The 20,290-nt window shown below is 69.4% G+C and carries 12 protein-coding genes; 4 read left to right on the top strand and 8 right to left on the bottom strand.

What is annotated here, in order from left to right; all coding sequences use genetic code 11:
* Positions 1-318 precede the first annotated feature (318 nt).
* Genes GVV04_RS31605 through GVV04_RS31580 form a run of 6 tightly spaced genes read right to left on the bottom strand, consistent with a single transcriptional unit; the run spans position 319 to position 11,466 of the window.
* Positions 319-2,226 carry a DUF2357 domain-containing protein gene (locus GVV04_RS31605; RefSeq protein ID WP_161692670.1) on the bottom strand — a complete coding sequence of 636 codons (1,908 nt, stop codon included), beginning with the start codon at positions 2,224-2,226 and terminating at the stop codon, positions 319-321.
* 1 nt (position 2,227) lies between these two features.
* Positions 2,228-4,657, bottom strand: coding sequence for an AAA family ATPase (locus GVV04_RS31600; RefSeq protein WP_161692669.1), 2,430 nt, complete (start codon positions 4,655-4,657; stop codon positions 2,228-2,230).
* Positions 4,593-6,200, bottom strand: coding sequence for a hypothetical protein (locus tag GVV04_RS31595; protein ID WP_161692668.1), 1,608 nt, complete (start codon positions 6,198-6,200; stop codon positions 4,593-4,595). The genes GVV04_RS31600 and GVV04_RS31595 overlap by 65 nt, the downstream gene beginning before the upstream one ends.
* Positions 6,181-9,492 (bottom strand): DEAD/DEAH box helicase, encoded by a 3,312-nt coding sequence (locus tag GVV04_RS31590; RefSeq protein ID WP_161692667.1) that lies wholly within the window; start codon positions 9,490-9,492, stop codon positions 6,181-6,183. The genes GVV04_RS31595 and GVV04_RS31590 overlap by 20 nt, the downstream gene beginning before the upstream one ends.
* Positions 9,482-10,864, bottom strand: a complete 1,383-nt coding sequence (locus tag GVV04_RS31585; RefSeq protein ID WP_161692666.1) for a protein kinase domain-containing protein — start codon at positions 10,862-10,864, stop codon at positions 9,482-9,484. The genes GVV04_RS31590 and GVV04_RS31585 overlap by 11 nt, the downstream gene beginning before the upstream one ends.
* Complete coding sequence (locus GVV04_RS31580) at positions 10,861-11,466, bottom strand: vWA domain-containing protein (protein ID WP_161692665.1); 606 nt, start codon at positions 11,464-11,466, stop codon at positions 10,861-10,863. Before GVV04_RS31580 ends, GVV04_RS31585 begins: the two co-directional genes overlap by 4 nt.
* Positions 11,467-11,903: 437 nt before the next feature.
* Between GVV04_RS31580 and GVV04_RS34650 the strand changes: the two genes are divergently transcribed.
* From GVV04_RS34650 to GVV04_RS31565, 3 genes are all read left to right on the top strand, one after another.
* On the top strand, positions 11,904-14,708 hold the full coding sequence (locus GVV04_RS34650) for an McrB family protein (protein WP_201754465.1): 2,805 nt from the start codon (positions 11,904-11,906) through the stop codon (positions 14,706-14,708).
* A 76-nt stretch (positions 14,709-14,784) separates the two neighbouring features.
* Positions 14,785-15,900: an McrC family protein gene (locus GVV04_RS31570; protein WP_161692664.1), complete on the top strand. Its 1,116-nt coding sequence runs from the start codon at positions 14,785-14,787 to the stop codon at positions 15,898-15,900.
* Between the two features lie 583 nt (positions 15,901-16,483).
* Complete coding sequence (locus GVV04_RS31565) at positions 16,484-16,945, top strand: hypothetical protein (RefSeq protein WP_161692663.1); 462 nt, start codon at positions 16,484-16,486, stop codon at positions 16,943-16,945.
* 21 nt (positions 16,946-16,966) lie between these two features.
* Here the strand turns inward: GVV04_RS31565 and GVV04_RS31560 are convergent, their stop codons facing one another.
* Together GVV04_RS31560 and GVV04_RS31555 are read right to left on the bottom strand one after the other, a co-directional pair.
* Positions 16,967-18,031, bottom strand: a complete 1,065-nt coding sequence (locus tag GVV04_RS31560; RefSeq protein WP_161692662.1) for an integrase core domain-containing protein — start codon at positions 18,029-18,031, stop codon at positions 16,967-16,969.
* 156 nt (positions 18,032-18,187) lie between these two features.
* Positions 18,188-19,294 carry an MFS transporter gene (locus tag GVV04_RS31555; protein ID WP_328822675.1) on the bottom strand — a complete coding sequence of 369 codons (1,107 nt, stop codon included), beginning with the start codon at positions 19,292-19,294 and terminating at the stop codon, positions 18,188-18,190.
* A gap of 298 nt (positions 19,295-19,592) precedes the next feature.
* Between GVV04_RS31555 and GVV04_RS34915 the strand changes: the two genes are divergently transcribed.
* Positions 19,593-20,156, top strand: a complete 564-nt coding sequence (locus GVV04_RS34915; RefSeq protein WP_161692660.1) for a hypothetical protein — start codon at positions 19,593-19,595, stop codon at positions 20,154-20,156.
* Positions 20,157-20,290 lie beyond the last annotated feature (134 nt).

The following is a 20,290-nucleotide window of genomic DNA, read 5'->3' as shown; positions in this document are numbered from 1 at the left end:
GGGGGCCAAAATACTCATCCGCACGTCGGCACGGCAGCGCACCCGCGCCGGGCAGGGGTCAACGGGAAGCTGGTCGTGAGGTTCGAGGCCAGCACGGATCGGGCAGGGGCGGCGGGCGCGGGTTGCCGACCGTTCACCGCTGACGGCCGATCCTGCTCCGCAGCGCGCCTGCCATGGCTGGGTGACATAGGGGATCCCATCGTCGCCAAAGCGACCGTCACCGCCGAAGCCGGGGTCAGTGACGCATGCCGACCATGGTCCCGGGCCGGGCCGGGCCGTTGCCACCGCTTTCGCAGGCCTGCGAACCATGACGATGCATCACGTTTCCGAAGCAGAGGCTGCGCTGTGGCCTCCCGCTGTCTGATGCCCTCCGGGGTCAGCCCAGCAGGTGCATCCCGGTCGTCCACCGCACTCATGGCACTTCGGACACCGGAACCGCGAGCCGGGAGTGATCTCCGCGGCGGTGCAGGGCATTGCCAACACATCCGCACCGGCTGTCCGGTCGATTCGATCACCATCGGCAGTGTCAATGACCGCGTTGTACGGCCACAGAACCGGGTACCGGGCACCGCAGGAGCAGTCCCGGCTGCCCCAGATGGCCTCGCAGTTGCCGCACCGTGCCTGGAATGTATCGCGATCTCGCATGTGCACCCGCGCCCCGGACTCTTTGCAGATCGGGCAGGTGTCGAACCGACCGAAGGTTGCCCCCGCCGCATCCAGGGCGGCCGTAAGCTCTGACGGCAAAAGCTGACTGTCCCGGCTCGGGCCTCGGTGCCCGTCCACCGCCTCCCGGATCAGGTGCGACCGCTCCTCGGAGGTGGGTCGGCGGAGCAGCAGCACCCGCCGGCCGCCTACCGGCCGCAGCCAGTTCCTGGCCGGCAGCGTCGGCACCCCAGCGGGCAGTGCCACCGGCAGGGGGTATCCTTGGCTGAACCACCGGCCCTGCAGCGTCCACCGGAGGGCCCGCGCCAGCCGCTCCTCGCCCTCGATCTCCAACGGGCTGATCGGCACGAGGCAGGCCGTCGTCCCGAAACCTGCCGGATGCAAGCCCTGATGTACCGGGCGGGGCAGCGATGACCTAGTGGTCCGGAGGCCGGGATAGACGACGACGATCGGACCGGGCAGTGTCGCCAGATCGGCGAGCCAGCCCTGCCGGACCGGTTCGGGGACCTTCGCGCCGAAGTCTCGCGGGTCGGTCACGATTCGGGTCACTTCCGTCCCGCAGGCGTGTACGCCGACCGTACCGTCCTCGCTCATCGACCATGTCAACTCCTCTGCCGGACCGCGCAGCCGCAGCTGGGTGCCCGCTGCCGGAGCGGGGGCGTCGGGGTCGTCTGGCCGATACCCGAGCAGGGCCAGGGCCCGCAGCGACAGCGCGGCCACATACGTTCGGTAGGCAGCGGGGAAGTCCCGGCTGTCGGCCCGTGCCTGGTCCGTATCCGCCGCCTGCTGCACCGCCCAGCGCTCCCAGAGCTTCCCGACGCGCCGGTACCGGCGGTCGTTGGTGAACAGGTTCGTCCACCTGAGTCGCATGGGTACTCGCGCCCGCCGGTCGGCGTGGGTGAGTGCGGGGGAGTGGCGTAGGGCCCGTAGCCGGCCCCGCGCGTTCGTCAGTGCCGCGTGGGTCGCCTTGATGGCGGCGGCCGACGCTGCCTTGTCCGCGACCGCCACCGCCACCAGCTCGGCGATTCGCTCGCGCCGCCGCCAGGAGCTGGTGCCGTGCAGTGCGCCCACGAACGCGCTCATGTCGGCGAGGCTCGCGCCGAGCAGGGTCAGTTCGTGGATCCGTTTGGTCAGATACTCGTCCAACCGGTCCACCAACTGCGCCGCCACCCGGTTCTCGTAGAAGTCGACGTCCTCGACGTAGCGCAGGGACAGCACTCGCTGCGGATGGATGCGTCCGTGCTCGACCCCGGCCCATTCCTCCGGATGCCCGGCGAGTCGGGCCAGTCCGGCCGGTGGGACCCGACGAGCGACGTCCGCCCGGACCACCTCCTCCGTCCGTGCGAGGCGGTCGTGCGGGCGGAGGCAGACGTGCGCGAGGTTGTCCAGGCCGCGCTGGATCTCCCGGTCGAAGTCCCGCAGCGAAGCCCGCTCGACGGTGTCCGGGACGAACATGTTCGTCGTCATCCAAGCGCTGATGTCGCCGGCTCGGGCGAGAATCCGTGCGGTGTCGATGACCGAGCCCACGACCAGGGGGTCGGCGGCACCCGTCCGATCGGCCACGTCAGCTCTCCCGGCGGTGCACTTCGTCGTCGAGCAACCGGACGCAGCGAACCGGTTCACCCGCCATCTTGTGCAGGTCCCACGCCGTGCGGATCGCCTCCCGCAGCTTGCCGAGGCCCGTCACGGTGACGTCGTACCTGCCTCGGACGGTGCGGAGCACCTTCATCGCGAGGAAGTGGTCGGCTGCTAGGGACCGCCCGTCCTGGTCGGCGTCGCCGTACTCGGGCTGTTCGCCTGTCGGGTCGCCCTGCCGGGCCGCGGCCACCACCGGCGTGAACGTGCGCAACTGCTTTTCCACGCGAGGGCCGATGAGGGCCCGGCCATGCTCCTGGAGGTCGCCGGTGAGGTACTCGACGAACGCCAGGACGGCCTTCTCGTCCTCGCGATGTGCCTGCCGGGCCTGCTTGAAGGCCCGCCGCAGGGCGTCCGTCCCGTACGGCGGCAAGGCGGGCACCGGCCTTCGGTCCAGCCGGGGCCGCTGCGCCGGCAACTCCATGAGGTGGGCCCGGTTGTACGTCTTGTCGGCGAACTCCAACGTGGACTCGTCCTGGTTGGCGGTGCCGATGAACCACACGTTGGGCGGCAGGGCGATGCTCGTGCCGCCGACCAGTTGGCGCGGCGCCCGGCCGTCCCCGCGGGTCACCAGTTGGATTGGCACCCCGTCGTCATTCTCCAGCTTCGACAGGAGCACCGAGAAGTATTGCTCGGGCCGGGACAGGTTCATCTCGTCCAGCACGATGAAGAACGGCCGGTCCCGGTGCCGTGGTGTCTGGGCCCGATAGAGCGCCTGGAGGAACTCTGTCTCCTCGAATCGTCGCTCGAAGGTGTTGTGGTGGCCGAAGAGGTCGGTGCGGTCACGCCAGCCGGCCTGCACCTCGATCACCGCACAGTCGGTGCCGAGCGCGCCGGCTAGGGCCCTCGGCAGGGACGTCTTGCCGATGCCGCTCATCCCCTCCAGCAGGTGCAGGCGGCTCATCGCCAGTCCGCCGAGCAGCACGCAGATGTCGTTCAGGCGGTACGCGCGGTCGTGCTCGGCGAACATCGTCGTCTGTAGCGAGCGGGCGAACCCTGCCAGGTCCGGTAGGTCGCCGGACACCTCGCCGGGCTCGTCGAGCGCGGGGTCGTCGTCCATCGCCACGCATCGGGGGAAGAGCGGCGTACCCGGGTCGGGGCGGTCCTGGTAGAGGGCGTCGATGGCCGACCGCAACTCCGCGATCCGCCCCTCGTACCCGCGGGTGAGGACCTCGAAGTGCCGTTCGGCGTCCGCGAGTTGCTTGACCTGCAGGTTGTTGATCCGGTCGGCGAGGGCCGCGCCCCGGAGTTCTTGGAGTTCGTAGCTGAGCTGTTCGCGTGTGGTGTTCAGCTCGCGGTTCTGCTGCTCCAACCAGCGGAGCCGATCTAGGTCCTCGTCGCCGATCCGGGCGGCGAGCTTGTCCCGCAGTTCGGCGTTCTGGGCGCGGAGCCGTTCCATCTCGTCCAGCACGTGAGCGGGATCCGAAGAGCCGATCTTGAGTAGCACCTGCTCCCGTTCGGCCAGCCGGCGGTGCAGGTCGGCGACCGCCTCCTCGGCCGCCGAGTACTGAATCCGGAGGACCTGCAGGTCCCGGTCGAGTGCGGTCACCTCCGCGGCGGCCCGCGCGGTCACCTCCCTCTCCAGGTCGCGCTCCCGCCGCTCGAGCTGGATCTCCTGTCCCCGCAGGGCACCCTGGTCGTAGTCGAGCTGTTGTGCCCGGGTCGTGAGCTGCTGGCGTTCCTGGGCGAGTTCGGCGTGGACGCGTTCGGCGTCGGCCAGCCGATCCCGCCGGGTCTGCTCGATCTCGGCAAGCGCCTCGGTCCGCTCCGTCACCCACCGCTCGCGCTCGGCGGCCACCTCCGCCGACGCGGCCCGTCGCAGCTCCGCCAGTTCCGCGTCGAGCGCCGCCCGGGCCCGCTCCGCCTCCGCCACGAAGCCCGCCTCGGCCGCCTTCTCCCGGTCCCGCAGCTGCGCATCCCGATCGTCGAGCCGGGCCTCCGCCCGGGCCAGCCGGCCACGGATCTCCTCCGCCTCGGCCTGGGCCTGTGCCGCGAGGTTCAGGTCTGTCCGGATGCGCTGCCGGTCCGCCTCGACCGCCTCCTCCCGCGCTCGTGCCGCCTCCTCGCGGGCCCGTGCCGCCTCCTCGCGGGTCCGTGCCGCCTCCTCCCGCGCCGTGGCGGCTAGGGCACAGCGCCGGTACTCCTGGATCTGCAGGGTGAGTTTGTCGTAGGTGGTCAGCACTTCCTCCGAGGACCGCTGCGCGGGCGTCAGGGCCTCGGTGGTCAGCGCGTTGACGAGTTCGGAGCCGTCCTCCGCGCGGCGCGCGGCGAGCGCCAGATCGGCTTGGACCTCGTCAGCGCGGGGCCGGGACCGGGCTCCGAGGTTGCGGTACGGCGACCGGGACTTGCTCTTCCCCATGGGTTTGGTTGTCCTTTCGCGAAGGCCGGGACAGATCGGGCAGGTCGACGCCCAGGTACGCGGCCGTCGTGTGCTGGGCGAGCGCCCAGGCCGCCTCGCCGGTGTCGAGGTTGAGCGGCACCACCGCGGCGTGCGCACCGCCGGTGTTCCGGTCGCTCGACAACCGCCTCAGCTCGGTGAACAGGTGTGGGCGGACCTCGGCCAGTCGTCGGACGGGATGGTCCGGTCCGCCGTGCGCGCCCGAGACCAGCACCGCGGCGAGCAACGCCGGCGTGTTGGAGACCTTCTCCGGACGACGAACCGCCTTCCGGAACTCGTCCGCTTTGAACCCGAGGACCTGGAGGTGCTCGCCGAACGGCATCCCGAGTCGCCGGCAGCATCGTCCGAGCGGACCGGCGAACCGGTTCCCGTGGGGAGTCAGTTCGGGCGCGTCGGCCGGCGGCGGGTGCCGGGCGACGATGTCGCGCAGGACGACCTCGTGCAGGCGCCAGGCGTTTCGGACCACGTCGCCGATTTCGGTGCAGCCGTCCCCGGTCAGGCGGGCCCGGTCCATGTCCCGCTCAAGCAGGGTCAGCAGCTCGAAGAGGTCGCGGTGCGCCCGGACCAGACCGGCGAACCGGTCCTCCAGGACCTCGCCGATCCGTCGGCGCAACGCGATGTCGAGCCGGTCGTACTCCAGCACTACCGCTTCGCTGCGCCGGCCGATGAACCGTTCGACTTGCTCGCGCAGCGCCGGCACCTGTTGCAGCCGGGTCGCCACCAGGCGCCGCAGGTAGGTGCTGGACCGGCCGTTGAACGGGCTGAACGCGTCCCAGCTCACGGTCTCGGTACTCGCCGGTTCGTGGCGATCCGACAAGAGCGGGACCGGAATCCACACCGGCACACCCGAGGTCATCAAGGCCACCCGTGAGACCACCCGATCCGGGGCGGCCCGGTCCCACCGTCGGGCCCGGCCCCGCTCCTGCTTGGCCCGCTCACCACGCGAGACAGCCTCGACAACCTCCTCGTGGCTGGGCTGCTCGGTGCCCGTCCAGCCCTCCGGCAGCACCGGGAAGGCGGTGACCCGCAACGGCGCACCGGCAGTCCGCAGCTGCAGCGAGACCTGGTGCCGGGCCCGCCAGTCGGCCTGCGCCAGCCGGGCCTGCAGGGTCGACGCCGGCCAGAGCGATCCGGTCAGGACGTCCTGGTAGACATACGTAGTGATGGTCCGGGTCGGGTCGGGAAAGCCGTCCCGCAACGCCTGCAGCCCGGTGTCGGTCACCGCGCCGTTTCGGTCCAGGTAGGACAGAGCACGCAGGTCCGACCGGACCATCTCCACCAGGTCACCCTGGAGGCCGAGCAGCGCCGCCATCTCGCCCACCTCCCGGTAGCCGGACCGGGCCAGCCCGAGCACCGCCGACTGGAAGACGTTCAGCCGTTCCTCGTGCACGAGCGGTGCGACCACCCGGTAGCGCAGGGCTGGCCACAGCAGCCACAGTTGGTCGCCCCGGTACCGGACGTGGTCCGGTAGGACCACCGGGCTGTCAACGTCGAATCCCGCCACCGTCCACCCCCTTGCAGAGTTCCCGGAACGCCACCAGCCCCTCGGCCACCGACCGGCCGGGACGTCCCGGCGCCTCCGGCGTCGCCGACCGTTCCGCCATTGCGGCGTCACCCACCGCGATGAGCAGCCGGCGTTGCCGGCTCATCGCCACGCACATGCGGCTGTCGCTGAGCAGGTGCCCGTACCGCCGGACGGCCTCGGCGGGGTCGGGGGTGGACCTAGGCGGTGAACTGCTCCGGGTCACCGACAGCAGAACAACGTCGAACTCCATGCCCTGGAAGGCGTCGACGGTGCCCACCCGGAGCCGCTGTCGGGGGACCGGCTCGGCGGTGTAGGCCATCGCCGGTACCGGTGCGAACCCTCCCTCGTCGTCCAGGACGGCCAGGCCCGCATCGACCAGCTCGGTCTCCAGCAGGACCTGCTGCTCCCGGTAGAAAGTGATCACGCCGAAGGTGAGCTGCCGCGCCTCGTCCCGGGCGGCCAGCTCCCGCAGCTCCCGCACCAGCCGGATTGCCTCCACCCGCCGGGTCCGGCTGAATCCGGTCCGTTCCTCGGCACCCGCCCCCAGCGGGACGTCGATCCAGCCCGCGACCTTCCTGGCCCATGGGCTCAGGTCGTGGGTCAGCTCCTGGGTGGAGGGGTGGGACTGGACCACGTCCGGGCCGCCGTAGAACACCGAGCTGACGAACCGCCCCAGGGCGGGGTGCATGCGGAACTGGGTGTCGAGCCGGATCGTCCGCACCGCGGGTCGCTCGCTCGCGAAGAGGTCGAACCACCGTTCGAAGAGGCTCTGGGACAGCTCGGACCCTTCGAGTGAACGATTGCGGCGCAGCTCCCGCTCCACCTTCTGCTCCAGCATGTGCGGGAGCTGCTTGTGGTCGCCGACCAGGATGATCCGCCGGCGGGCGAAGGCCATCGGGATCATCAGGTCGAGCGGGTTGGCGCGGGCTGCTTCGTCGACGACGACGGTGTCGAAGACCGGCAACGGCGCGTCGAGCACCCGGGACATCTCGCGGGAGTCGGCGTGCTGCACGGTCGAGGCGAGCACCGCGTTATACCGAGCCAGGGTCCGCTCCACCAGGTCGAGGTCCTCCCGCAGGTCGTCCTGGTACGCGCGAAGCACCTCGGCGGCGCTGTCGGTGGACGCCGCGTGGACCTGGTGCACTGCCTCCGCGACCTCGATCAGCAGGTCCTCTACGGCCGGATCGTGCTGCGGGGTGTGCAGCAGACCGGTGGCCGCTGCCAGCCGGTCGAGCAGCGCCAACCGCAGCTCCGCCAGGTCGGGGAGGAGGGCCGCCTGGTCCGCGTCCCCGGTGGCGGCCCGCCCCAGCAGGAGCTGGGCTGGTTCGTCGAGCACGTCGGTCAGCAGCCGCAGCGCGCCGCCCGCCCGCTCCGGGCCGTCGTCCGCGAAGGAGACCGGGGTGACGCGGATCGACCGGACGACCCGAGCCACCGCAGCCCGTTCCTCGTCCGTCAGGCTCCGGCCGAGCGTGCCGGTCACCTGCAGCTCCGCCAGTGTCCGGTCTAGCCGGCTGCGCAGTCCGGCCGGCAGTTCCGCCCCGGCCAGCCGCTTCGTCTCCGTCAGCAGGTTCGTCAGATCGGGCCCGGCGACGGGGTGCCGGCTGTAGGCGGCCGCCAGCTGACGCAGCCGTACGACGCGGTCCCAGCCGGCCACCTCGGGACGGTGCCGGTCGAGGTGGCGGTCGACCGCGGCCACCGTCTCGTCCCGCCACTGTCGGGTGTTCTGCCGGTCCCGTTCTGGTTTGTTGCTCACCCGGGTCGGCGGCAGGCCCAGCCGTCGGGCCCGGCGGGCCACGTTGTCCACCGCGTCGTGCTGGACGCTGGACAGCAACGTCCGGTTCACCGCCACCGCTCGGTCCCCCAGCTCGTCGAGGCAGCGCAGGAGATCGGTGATGAAGCGAGTCTTGCCGGTGCCGGGCGGACCCTGCACCAGGAGGATGTCCGGTGTGCGCAGCGCCATCCGGAGAGCGGCCCGCTGCACCTCCGTCGGTCTCTCGCCGACAGCAGCGCCGATGACCCGGTTCACCGCCCGGTCGTGTGCCGGGTCGGCGCGTGGCTGCGCGCCGGGCCGCGGGAGTCCCTCGATGAGCAGTCGCAGGCCGGGCAATTCGGCCTGGTCGTTCTCGATCCGCTCGCGGGCGGTGTCCCGCCGCCGCAACCGGGACCGGTCCCCGGACAGGGAGCGGAACAGGTAGCCCGTCACGGGTGGCGGCTCGTCCCCGGCGACCGCGAGGTCCACCGTCCAGTTTCCCACCGCCGCGCCGCGGACTTCGCCGTGCACCCCCACGGTGGCCCGGCCGCGTTTCTCCGCCAGTTCCGGGGGAAGCTCCCCGGCCGCTTCCAGCTCCAGCCGCCCCGGGTACGCGGCCACAGTGCCGAGAAACCGTGCGGCCCGCTCGCCGGGCTGAAGCTCGAACCGCCAGTCACCCCGGGCGGTCACCTTGCACGACTGGAACCTCGCCCACCGCAGCCGCTTGGCGTCCTCAACCAGGGCCTCCCGCTCGATGTTGTTGTACGCCTGCCATAAGTCGAGGTAGGTGCGTCCGTCGGACTCGAGGCCGAGCAGGGCGGCCCGGATCGCCTCCGACGCGTCCGCCTCCGCGCCCCGGTCGACGAACCGTACGTCCAGCTCACTCAGCCGGTGCCAGCGGCCTCGCCCCCGGGCATCCGCGCCGGTCATCCGGGTGATCCGGAGTACGTTGTCGACCAGCGCGACGTCGGCGACCCAGCGGGTGCCGTGCAGTGTGAACGCGCTCCCGGCGGGCTGCTCCCGGGGCCCACCGCTGTGCACGATTCGGTCCCGCGCGCCTTCAGCCGGCGGAGGCAAGCAGAACTCCCGTCGCAGCCAGTCCCGCACCTCGTCGAAGCCCGTGGTGTGTACCCGGGCGGCGACGCGGACCTGCCCGGCGACCCGGTCGTCGACACCGATCTCCAACCGCGGGCCGAGGTCGGCACCGGCGAAGCCGTGGCACTGGAGGTCTACCTCGCGGTCGGTCGCGTGGGCGACCCAGGCCACGACGCTGTGTCCGGCTGCGGCGAGCCAGTCACGCGCGTCCGGATCCGTCACCTGGGCTCGGAAAGGGCCGTACTGGCGGCCCTGGTGCACCGCCAGGTCGTACGCGGCCGTCGCCGCGGGCACGCGTACCTCGATCTCACGGTCCTGGCGATCCTTCTCCGCGAGCGCCTTCAGCCAGGGCGGTACCACGGCGCCCATCACCGGGTGGACGCGGATCAGCCGGGTGTCGCCCACGGTCAGTTCGTCAGCGCGCATCGGGCGCCTCGATCGACTGCAGGACCAGGATCCGGTGTGGCCGCAATTCGGTGTCGAAGTGGATCCACCACGGCGCGCGCAGGTGCTCGACCGCGGCGGAGCCGGGAATGAGCTGGAGTCCGTTGCCGCCCTGCGGCGGAACGCGGCGCACCATCGACCGTCCGCAGTTGCGCACCCGGACCTCGGCGCCGCCGTCCCACTCCATCCGGAGCAGCGCCACGGTTGGGTCCTCCGGGTGTCGTACCGCCGTGCGGTTCGTGATCAGGAGCGGCCGGTGCGCCTGCAGCACCAGCGTCAGGTCGTCCTGGGGGAGCAACGGTGGTGGCCCTTCAGCCAGGCGTGGGAACTGTTCGAGCACGGTGACCGTCAGGGCGGGCGGGCGGGCGGCCCGGCACCACGGGCAGGTGGGGTGCGCGGCGAGGAAGCTCTGGCCGCACGGGCAGACCAGGCAGCGATCGGCGGCGGCGTGCAGGGCCGCCGCCCACTCCCCGGCGCCGGGGCGCGCCCACGGGTCGGTCATCCCCTCCTCGAAGGTACGTCGGAACAGATCCCGCAGGCGCCGGGTGAGCACCCGGTCGGCCGGGTAGCCGAACCGGGTCCGGTTGCGATCGTCGGTGGAGTGGTCGATCCAGGGCACCAGCCCGCGCTGGGCGTCGTCCTCCAGCTCGACCTCGCCCTCGTTGACGTAGTCGCCGATCAGCGGGTGATTCATGGTCAGGACCTCGTACGCGAGCACGGCGAACGAGTAGACGTCGCTGAAGACGGTGTTGCCGCTCTGCCCGCGCAGGAGCTCCGGTGCGGTGTAGAAGGGCGTTCCGAGCCGTCGGGCCGCCGTGCTGCTCTCGGTCTGCAGGTTGTCCGCGTCGATCAGCCGGACTTCGTCGTATCCGAGGTCGGCGGAGACCAGCACGTTGCCCGGAGAGACGTCGCTGTAGACGATTCCCCGGTCGTGCAAGATGGCGAGGACACCGGCGCACCGGGCGAGCAGGACGAGCCGGCGACGTAGGCCCCCACCGCCGAGATACCACGCGTCCTCGTCCTGCTGCGGCGGGTCGCACAGCTCCCGCAGCGGAACCATGTCCTCCAACAGTTCCATGACGTAGCCGACATGCGGCGGCGCCAGCTGCTCCAGCGGGCGGCAGAGGGGAATGCCGTCCAGTGGCAGCCACCGGAGGCGGGCGAAGAGCTCGGTCATCCGGTCCCGGCTGGAATCGTCGGGGGCGCACAGTTTCACGGCCAGGCCGCCGTACCGGGTGCGGAAGACCGCCCCTTCGCCGCCGCTTCCCAACTGGTTGTCGAGCAGGAGATCGAGGTGCAGGTTGTTGCTCGCGGCTCGGACACTGCTCGGCCACGCGGAGCCTTCCGTGCTCAATCCAGATCCTCCAACCGGACGGCTCTCGGTGCGGTGCGCTGGTGGAGCTGTTCGGTCACCGTCGCGGTCACCCATCGGAACTGCGCCGGGATCTCGTGCACCTGGTCGCTCCGAAGCACGGCGGTGCCGGGAGTGCTGAACTGGGCCAACACCTCGTCAGCCTCCGAGGTCCGATCGACGCCGATCCCGATGGCCAGCCGCAGTGCCCGCGCACCCCAACGGGTGCCGAGTAATGCCGTCAACGGAGCCTGCCAGTCGTCCGTGGGCAGCCCGTCGGAGACCAGGACCAGGGTGGGCGGGAAGGCCCGCTTCGGCACGACGGTCGGGTCGTCGAGCAGCGCCCGGGTCAGGTCGAACGCACCACCCATCGGGGTCCGGCCCCGCGGTGTGAGTTCGGTCCACTGTGCCTGTGAGGCGCGGACCAGCGGCTGGTGCACCACGGCCTCGTCCCCGCCGAAGGCGATCACCGCAACGTGGATCTCTCCCCGTGCGGTGTCCTCCGCGGCGAACGCGTGCAGCATGCTCCGGATACTGCGATTGAGCACGTGGATCTTCTCGCCGTCCATGCTTCCGCTGATGTCGGCGAGGACGATCACCGGCATCGGCCGAGGCGGGCGTCGCGATTGGTTCGCCAACACCTGCTGTTCGGCGTCGAGGGTTGAGCCATATGCCGTCAGGTTCTCCGGCGCCACTACACCGGCTCCTCTCCACAACTGCTCTGTACGTGTGCTCGCCACGCGGCCGAGCCCGTCAGGCTCTCAGGCACCTTCCGGCAGGTCAATATCCGGATCCTGGCGAGAATGGACTGTGTCGGGATCCCGACAATCAAAGGGCTGTCTCGAAGCGCCTTGGGCGTACTGCCATCAACCTGATCCAGGGCAGCCAGGGAGCTGGTCCTTTGGCGACTTTCTTTGATGCGGGTGCCGCATGGCCCTCCGTATCCGGTCGGCTTCCTTGGTTGGCTAGTGGAACGATCGTGGGATGCTGTCGTGTGCCGTGGTTGCGGCATGAAGCCGACGACAGGGACGAGTGAACGCTGGTGATTTATCCCGACGACCTGCCCCGGTGGCGGCGCAAGCTCGATCAAATCGAGGCTGCTGTGCGCCTCGACGAGGAAGTAAAGCAGCGCTGGGCCGAGGCGGACAAGCTGCGGCCCACCCGGGATGCCGAGGCCCGTACTCTGGTCTCGGAGCTCGTCGCCACCCGGGATTTCGCGGCGTTCCGGGCAGATTCGGATAAGTGGTCGCGCCGCCAAGGCCCGTACATCGCCTTCTCGGGTTTCGGTCAGATGTGGCTCAACCAGGTCGCCAACAACCTGCCCGATGATCCCGACGCGCTGGACGTGCTGGTGCATGCCTTCACCACGCCAGCGACCGTGGATGAGGCGCGCTCTCGGCTCGCCGAGGTCGAGCGGGTGACCCGGGACCTGGCGAGCAAGGGGCAACCGGCCGTCGGGCGGATTCCGTACGTCTTGTCGGTGTTCTGGTCGACGGACGATGTGCAGCCGGGCTGGCCGGTGATGTGGAAGAGCGCGCCGGAGCGGATGTGGGCGCTGGGCTGGCTGCGGACGTGGGAGAACGCCGACCGCTACCTGGCGGTGGTGGAAGCGGCACGCGCGTTCTATCCCGACGATGTCCACCGGTTCGAGCGATTGATGTGGTTCCTGTCCGAGCGCCAGGGGTTCGTGGGAGTCAACCCCGCCGTGCGGGAGATGTGCGACGAGGCCGCGGGCATCATGGCCGCCTACGAGGTGGGCGCGCGCTATCCGGACCAGGAACGTGCGAGTCGTGCAGCCGCTCTCGCCGCCCAACTCAAGGGCGAGCTGCACATCGCCGCCAAGGGGCTTCTGGCGGACCTACGGGCCGCCACGGGACTCGAGCTGGAGACCTCGCAACCGCAGGACCGAATCACTTCGGACAAGGCGGCTGCGTATCGCGCGGATGCCTATGCCACCTGGTCGCTGCCCGGGGCGGTGTCCGCGGCCGGCCTACGCCTGTGGGCCACGCGTTCGGGGCTTGCGCTCGGCCTGTACGACTGGCGGAACCCAGGCGGCGGTGCGGCGCTTGCCACGGGTCCGCTCCCCTCGGGTCACCGGTTCTTCGAGATCCGGCCCCACCTCACCGGAGACCGGCTTGTTCCGGTCGACGCCGATCCGGGTGGGAGCACGTTGGTGGGGAAGTGGTGGCCCTGGTCCGAGGTTCTCCCGGGCCTCGCCCTGCGGGACGCGATACTCGAAGAGGTGGGTCGGCTCAAGCCTCTGGTGAGGCTGGTCGCCGGCCAGGGTGAGGCCGTGCCGGCGACGAGCCCCGAGGGGGAGGGCCTGGCGGCGGCGCTCGCCAGGTTCAAGGCTGAGCGCCCTTATCCGAACGATAAGGACGAGTGGCATGCCGAACAGCGGCAGCAGTTCGCTGAGGCCCTGTCACCTGAGAACCTGACCATCTTCGACCTGGACCAGTTCCGGCTGCTCGTCAACGGCAAGCGCTACGGCAACCCGGGTCCGCAGTCGGTGCTCAACGCCAGCCTTTCGGGCATGGACTCGGTCGCCCTCGACGCCTTCGCCAACAAACTTCGTGAGATTCTCTTCGGTGACGGAGAGGTCGCCGCCCGCATCGACCGAGGCCTGGATTGGAAGGACCTCGGCACGAAGGGGCTGGGCGAGAGCGTGCTGCTGAAGCTGTTCGCCGTCACCGACCCCCGGCGCTTCCTGCCGATCTTCCCGCTGACGGGTCCGATGGGGAAGATCGCCATGCTGCGCCGGTTCGGGCTCGCGGAGCCCGACGGCGCGCTGAGCCGCGGTCAGCAGCACGTCGAGGCGAACGATCGGCTGCGGGCAACCATCGAGCAGTTGCTGCCCGGCGACCCCTGGGGGCAGGGTCAGTTCGCCTACTGGATGCTCAACCACGACGCCGTGGAGCCGGTCGAGGAGGAGGACCGCATCGCCCGGACCGCGCAGGATCTTCTCTTGCCCGAACTGTTCCTGCGCGAGCTCGCTGAACTGCTCCACGAGAAGGGGCAACTCATCTTCTACGGCCCTCCGGGCACCGGCAAGACCTACCTGGCGGACCGGCTGGCCGGAGCCTTGCAGCAGGACCCGGAAAGGCGGATGCTCGTCCAGTTTCATCCGTCCACCTCGTACGAGGACTTCTTCGAGGGTTACCGGCCACGCACCGATGAACGGGGGCAGCTGACCTACGAGCTTCGGTCCGGGCCGCTTGCGCTGATGGCGGAGAAGGCGGAGAGCAACCCCGGCGTGCCGCACTATTTGATCATCGATGAAGTCAATCGCGCCAACCTGCCGCGTGTCTTCGGTGAACTGCTGTTCCTGCTGGAATACCGGAACAAGGCCGTACGCACCGCCTATCGACCCGACGAACCGTTCGAGCTGCCGCGCAATCTCTTTTTTATCGGTACCATGAACACCGCTGACAGGTCGATCGCGATGGTGGATGCGGCCCTGCGCCGACGGTTCCATTTCATCCCGTTCATGCCACACGAGGGAGCGATGCGGTCGCTGCTCGCCGACTGGTTGAAGAAGAACGGGGAGCCGGTATGGGTCGCCGGACTGGTGGATCAGGTAAACGAGCGGCTCCGAGTCCTGCTGAAGGGGCCGCACCTGCAGGTCGGTCACAGCCACTTCATGAGACAGGGCCTCACCGACGAGCGACTCGCACGCATCTGGGAGTACGACGTCTACCCCTTCATCGAGGACCAGTTGTACGGCCGGCCCGACCAGCTGGAGCAGTTCGCCTGGGCGAAGGTGCACGCCGCGTACGGGCCGTCCTCCGCTTCGGGGAGCGCGGCCGTGGATGCCACGTCGGACGATTCCGATGAGTCTTCCTTCTGAATCCCAGGTCGCCGGCGTAGTGAGGCTTCGCGAGTACGAGACCTCGCCGCGGCCCGTAGCTCTCAACGTCGCGGAGGTGTCCCTGCTCCGCGGCATCCCCGGCGGCCGCCTCGAACTCAACCCGTCGGACGAGCCCGGCTCGTACTTCCTCCAGGCCACCTCCTGGGTAGGCGCCGTGGTCCTACCTCGGCTGACCATCCAGATCCTGCCCAAGGTGCGGGACCTGCGGACCGTTCTGACCATGTTCACCTCCGGCGCAGGCCTGGTCGAGTGGGGAACCGACGCGGCGGCGTACGGCCGGAGCGACTTCGTCGAAGGCGTCGCGGAACTGGTACTACGAGCGATCAACGGGGCGACCCGCCGAGGGCTCGTCCACGGCTACCGTGCTGTCGACCAGCGACTCCCGGTGATCCGTGGACGCATGGACGTCCAGCAGTTGGCCGCACGGCCGTGGGACTCCTGGCCAGTGCCGTGCCGCTTCGACGACTTCACCGCGGATATCCCCGAAAACCGGATTCTGCTGGCGGCCGTTCGGCATGTCGTGCGGTGGCCAGTAGGCCCCGTCCTGCGTCGCATGGCCGGTGAGCTGCTCCAGCGCCTCGAAGGAGTGGGTGACTCGCCGGTCGCGCTGACCGAGTGCGACCTGATCCGGCGCACACCGCTCAATGAGCACTACCAACCGGCTCTTGCCCTTGCTCGACTGGTCCTCGAGGGCTTCGGCCTCACCCAGGCCGCGGGTGGACTGACAGCGCAGAGCTTCCTGGTCGACATGAACAAGCTATTCGAGAAGTGGATCGGGGACGAGCTACGCACAAGGCTCTACCCCAAGATCGAGGTCCTCGAGCAGTTGGCCGTTCCCCTGAGCGTCTCGCCACGCGTCACCATGAACCCCGACCTGCTCTTCCTGCGGGGCGCGGAGGTCGTCTTCGTTGCGGACGTCAAGTACAAGCTGACCGGGGGAGGTCTAGCGCGTACTAGCGACTACTACCAGCTGCTGGCCTACACCACGGCCCTGCGACTACCGCGCGGGATGCTCATCTACTGCCGTGCCGACCTCGCTCCGGACCGGGTCATCACAGTGGTCGGGGGCAACCAGCGCCTGCACACCCATCCCGTGGATCTGAGTGGGTCGCCTGAAATGGTCGCCGAGGCGCTTGACGTGGTCGCGGATTCGATCAGGATTCTGGCCTGACGGCGTACGCGGAACTCGAGATGACCGGGGCGGTCGGGCGACTCATCCGGATTCAGACCCTCGCCTTGGCGGTGCGAGCGCAGATCCGCGCGTTGCAGGAGCACCGCGTTACATCGCGCTGATCGGCGCTGGATGCTCTGGCGCTGCGCGCGGTTGTGGTGAATTTCAGAGTTTGACGGAGGCGGTGAACCTCGTGCGCTCACTACCAAAGAACGCGAGCGGTACGGGTTGCCGTCAACGCCGGCCGGCTGAAGCTCACCAGGACCCAAGCGGTGGGCTCCAGCTTGATGCCTGCACGGTCACTTCGGTCAGTCGATAACTGAGCCAGCTGGCTGGCAAGCTTGGACCCTACGCGTCCCAACTTTGATTCATGCTCACGCACGGTAATGAGCGCGCGAGGTTGAGTCAAACCTGCCCGTGCCGTAATCTATAAGCATGTGCACCCCTAATGGAGCACAGGTGATACGTACAAGAGTTCGATCCCCCCTCGGACACCACTACGTGTGGAGATCCACGCGAGATCAACTCCCCTCGCGTGGGGACGCGAATCGCTGCCTTTCATCTGTGTGCTCAGACGCCGGGAGTGGCTTCCACCTGCGCTGATACCGCTGCGTCCGCACTGGTGGTGGCCTCGGTGAGTCTTGGCCGCTCGCGTCCGCGCCAGCCCGACGAGCAGCTCGTCGAGGCACTCGTGCCTACCCCGCTGCCGGTCGCAGCTCCGGAGCCGGCGCCGCTGCCGACATTGCCCGCGCCCACCGCCCGTAATGGCGATGGCGTGCTGTTCGACATGGGCCGCCCCGACGCTGCCGGCCGGGTCACCGCTCGTGCACTGCTGCGGGCCCTGGGCTGGACACCGGGCCTCACGCTGCACGTCGACGTCGTGACCGGCGCAATCCTGATCACCCCGGCCGTCGACGGCGCGCACGTCGTGGGCACCCGCGAGGAACTGCCGCTGCCGGCCGCCGCCCGACACCTGTGCGGCATCGCCACCGGCGAACCCGTGCTCCTGGCCTGTACCGTGCCAAAACCTCGTTCGTGGGCGTGACCTGGCACTTTGAAGATTTCGTCAAGCTGCCCGGTGGTACTCGTTGATCACGCCGCCGAGTCGTCGTCGGCGTTGGACGGGAGCGTCCATCGCGATGACGCCGGCTGGGTCGTGGTTGGGTGGCAACTGTTGCCGGCCTTGATGCGGGCGGTGATCATTGAAGTGGTCCACGTACTCGCCGATCACCGCGAGGGCGTGTCGTTCGTGGTATATCAGCAACCGGTCGGTGCACTCCTCCCGCAGGCTGCGTCCCCAGCGTTCGATGAAACAGTTCGCCCGTGGTGTCTGCGGCGGGATCTTGACTACCTCGATGCCCTCGACTGCGAAGACCTCGTCGAACGCGGCGTTGTACTTGCCGTCACGATCTCTGATCAGGAACCGGAACCGATTGGTTCGCTCGTCGAGGTCCATGACGAGGTTACGGGCCTGCTGCAGGACCCAGGCGTGATCCGGCTGCGCGGAGACCCCGAGCAGATGGACGCGGCGGGTGGCCACTTCCATCACGACCAGCACGTAGATCCGCTTGAGCAGGATCGTGTCGACGTGGAAGAAGTCGATCGCGAGCAGCCCGTGGGCTTGGGCGCGCAGGAACGTCCGCCAGCTGGTGTCCACCGTTCGCGGTGCCGGACCGAGCCGCCCAGCGGCGAGAATGCGGCGGATGGTGCCCGTGCCGACGCGGTAGCCCAACCGCTGTAGTTCGCCTTGGATCCGCCGGTGTCCCCATCGCGGGTTGTCGTGTGCCAGCCGTCTGACCAGGCTGTGGAGCTCCTCGTTGACCGGTGGCCGGCCGGCCTTGCTCGGGTAGGTCCAGTGACGGCGCAGCAGCCGCCGGTGCCAGGACAGCAGCGTTACCGGGGTGACCAACCGGTGGGCCCGAACCGTGGTGGGCAACAGCCGGGCCACCGCGGACAGGATTGCCCGGTCCGGCCAGGTCAACCGGGGCCGGCTCTTCAGCTGCCGCCGCAGCACCGCCACCTCATGGCGCAGGGCGAGGACTTCCGCCAGCAACGCGGTGTCGCTACGGACCAGCAGCCCCAGAGCGCCGACCAGCCGGATCATCATCAGGTACACCAGCCGAACCAACATACCGATGATCCTCGACGCGTACCGGGAAATCCCAGCTCACCGCGTGTGCGACAGGTTCTGGCACGGTACACGGAGCAACTCTCACCGTCGCCTCTGCCGTCGGCGTCGCCAACGCCCGGCTCGCCTTGGCGGAGATTCTCGGCAATAGGCGGCCGGTCATGCGGACGCGTGGCGCCAGTGCAGCAGGCCGGCCGAAACCATGCCGACCAGCGACAGGGCGCCGAGCCCGGTGAAGCCGCCCACACTGAGGACGAGCCCGCCGCCCGCCGCACCGAACAGGTACCCGACCTGCGTCACCACCGTCCGGCTGGCCATCACGGCACGGACGTGCTCGGGGCTGAGCGAGGCGCCCAGCAGCGACGCCGCCGGGGTACGCACACCTGCGGCCACAGCGACCAGAAAAAACAGCAGGACCGACAGCCAGACCGGCCCGGCGGACCCGAACAGCACGGCACTCAGTACCCCGATGGCCAGTGAACTGGCCGCGATCAGCAGGCGGGGCCGGGCCACGCCGGTCAGCCGCCCGCTCTGGCTGGATGCGAGGAAGAACCCGGCGGAGCCGCACCCCAGCACCAGCCCCACCATCCCCTCGGACAGGTGTCCGGCGAGCGCGAGGACGGGGCCGACGAAGGTGAGCACGATCGTCCAAGCGCAGTAGGAGAGCACCTCGGCGGAGATCCAGCGGCGTACCGGTGTGATGGTGAGCAGGGCGGGCAGCGCCGTCGTAGCGGCGGCCCTCGGCGCCGGGGCAGTGGGCGGGATCCGCAGCGCAGCCAGCGCGGCACCACAGGCCGAGGCCACGGGCAGCAGGAACGCCAGGCGCCAGGAGACGGACTGGGTCAGCAGGCCCGCCAACGGGTTGAAGAAGACCCAGCCCAGCGAGTTCGCGCCCGCGACCAGGCCGAGCGCCCGAGCCGCCTGCCGGCCCGCGCCGAGCGCGGCGCCCGCGAACGAGCAGGACAACAGCAGTGCGACGGCCACACCGGCCAGCAGATGTGCGCCGATGAACATCGGCATGCTCACCGCGGTGGCGGTCGCCACCCCGCTGGCGACCGCCACCGCGGCACCGAGCCAGGTGAGATGCCGCAGGTTCCACCGAGCGATGAGGGGGAACAGCGCGACCGAGGCGGCGATCGCGGACACCGCAGTGGCGGTACGCGCCTGGCTCACCACCCCGACGGTGGTGTGGAAGTCCCGGGCCACCCGGGCCATCGACGGCGCCAGAACCACCATGACCGACTGGGACGTCAACGACGCCACCATGAACGGCCACACCGGCGCCGTCGTGCTAGAGGCGGAGGGCGGCCGGCGTTCAGTGGCGGGTAGCAACGGCTTCACGCCCTTCAGGATGCTGCCTACCGTGGAGGAGTCACGGGGGAGCCCTCCACAGTAGCGCAGTGCCGTCGAACTTGCGGCTTCGACGGTCCTCAAGACCACCCAGAACCATCCCTTCTGGGACGCGACCGAACAACACTGGGTCAACGCGAGCCAACTCAAAGCCGGACACCGCCTGCTGGTCCACGACGACAAACGCCTCGAGGGCGACGGCACCGGCGCCGGCATGGGCGGCGGCGGACCCGGCCGCGAGGTCACGATCACCGCAGTACACAACTTCACCGGCAACCAGCGGATGCACGACCTCACCGTCGCCGACATCCACACGTACTATGTACTCGCAGGCGACACGCCGGTCCTCGTACACAACAACAACCTTCCGTGCGTCGTTGGGCCGGTAACCAACAAAACGCATTACGCTCAGGTGGCCGTTCGTGATGCTGATGGCGCTTTGCTGGATAGGTATGATATTCGCAGTGGTGGGACGACTCCCGAAGAGGCGGCACTTGGAAAGGGGCGCGCACGCCAGGCGGTTCACACGGAGCACCGTGCCAGCCGGGCCGCCGGCGGTGCTCCCATGGTGGGCGACCATGTCATCAATGGCGATCCCTTCTGGGGCACCTCCCCTGTACCTGAAGGAGGACTCGTCAGCATTGCTGGCATCAAGGCGCCGTGTGGACCCTGCCAGAGGCAGATGAAGGGTTCCGCCGAGGATACCGGCGCGACATTCGAATATCATTGGCCCGATGGTGGGGGCGGCATGAATACATGGTCGACAGATGACTTTTAATTCGGATGGGACTGCACCCGGTTCGGTTGACTCCTGACCTGTGAGGATCTGTTCCTCGCTGGAAGGATGTCTGTCATGCCGAAAGCGTTCCCCCTGGAGTTCCGCCGTGACGTGGTCGCGGTCGCCCGCAAGGG

The sequence above is a fragment of the Micromonospora rubida genome (assembly GCF_009908295.1).
In the GTDB taxonomy this organism is placed as follows: Bacteria; Actinomycetota; Actinomycetes; order Mycobacteriales; family Micromonosporaceae; genus Micromonospora; species Micromonospora rubida.
This window is presented reverse-complemented; position numbering and strand designations above follow the sequence as displayed.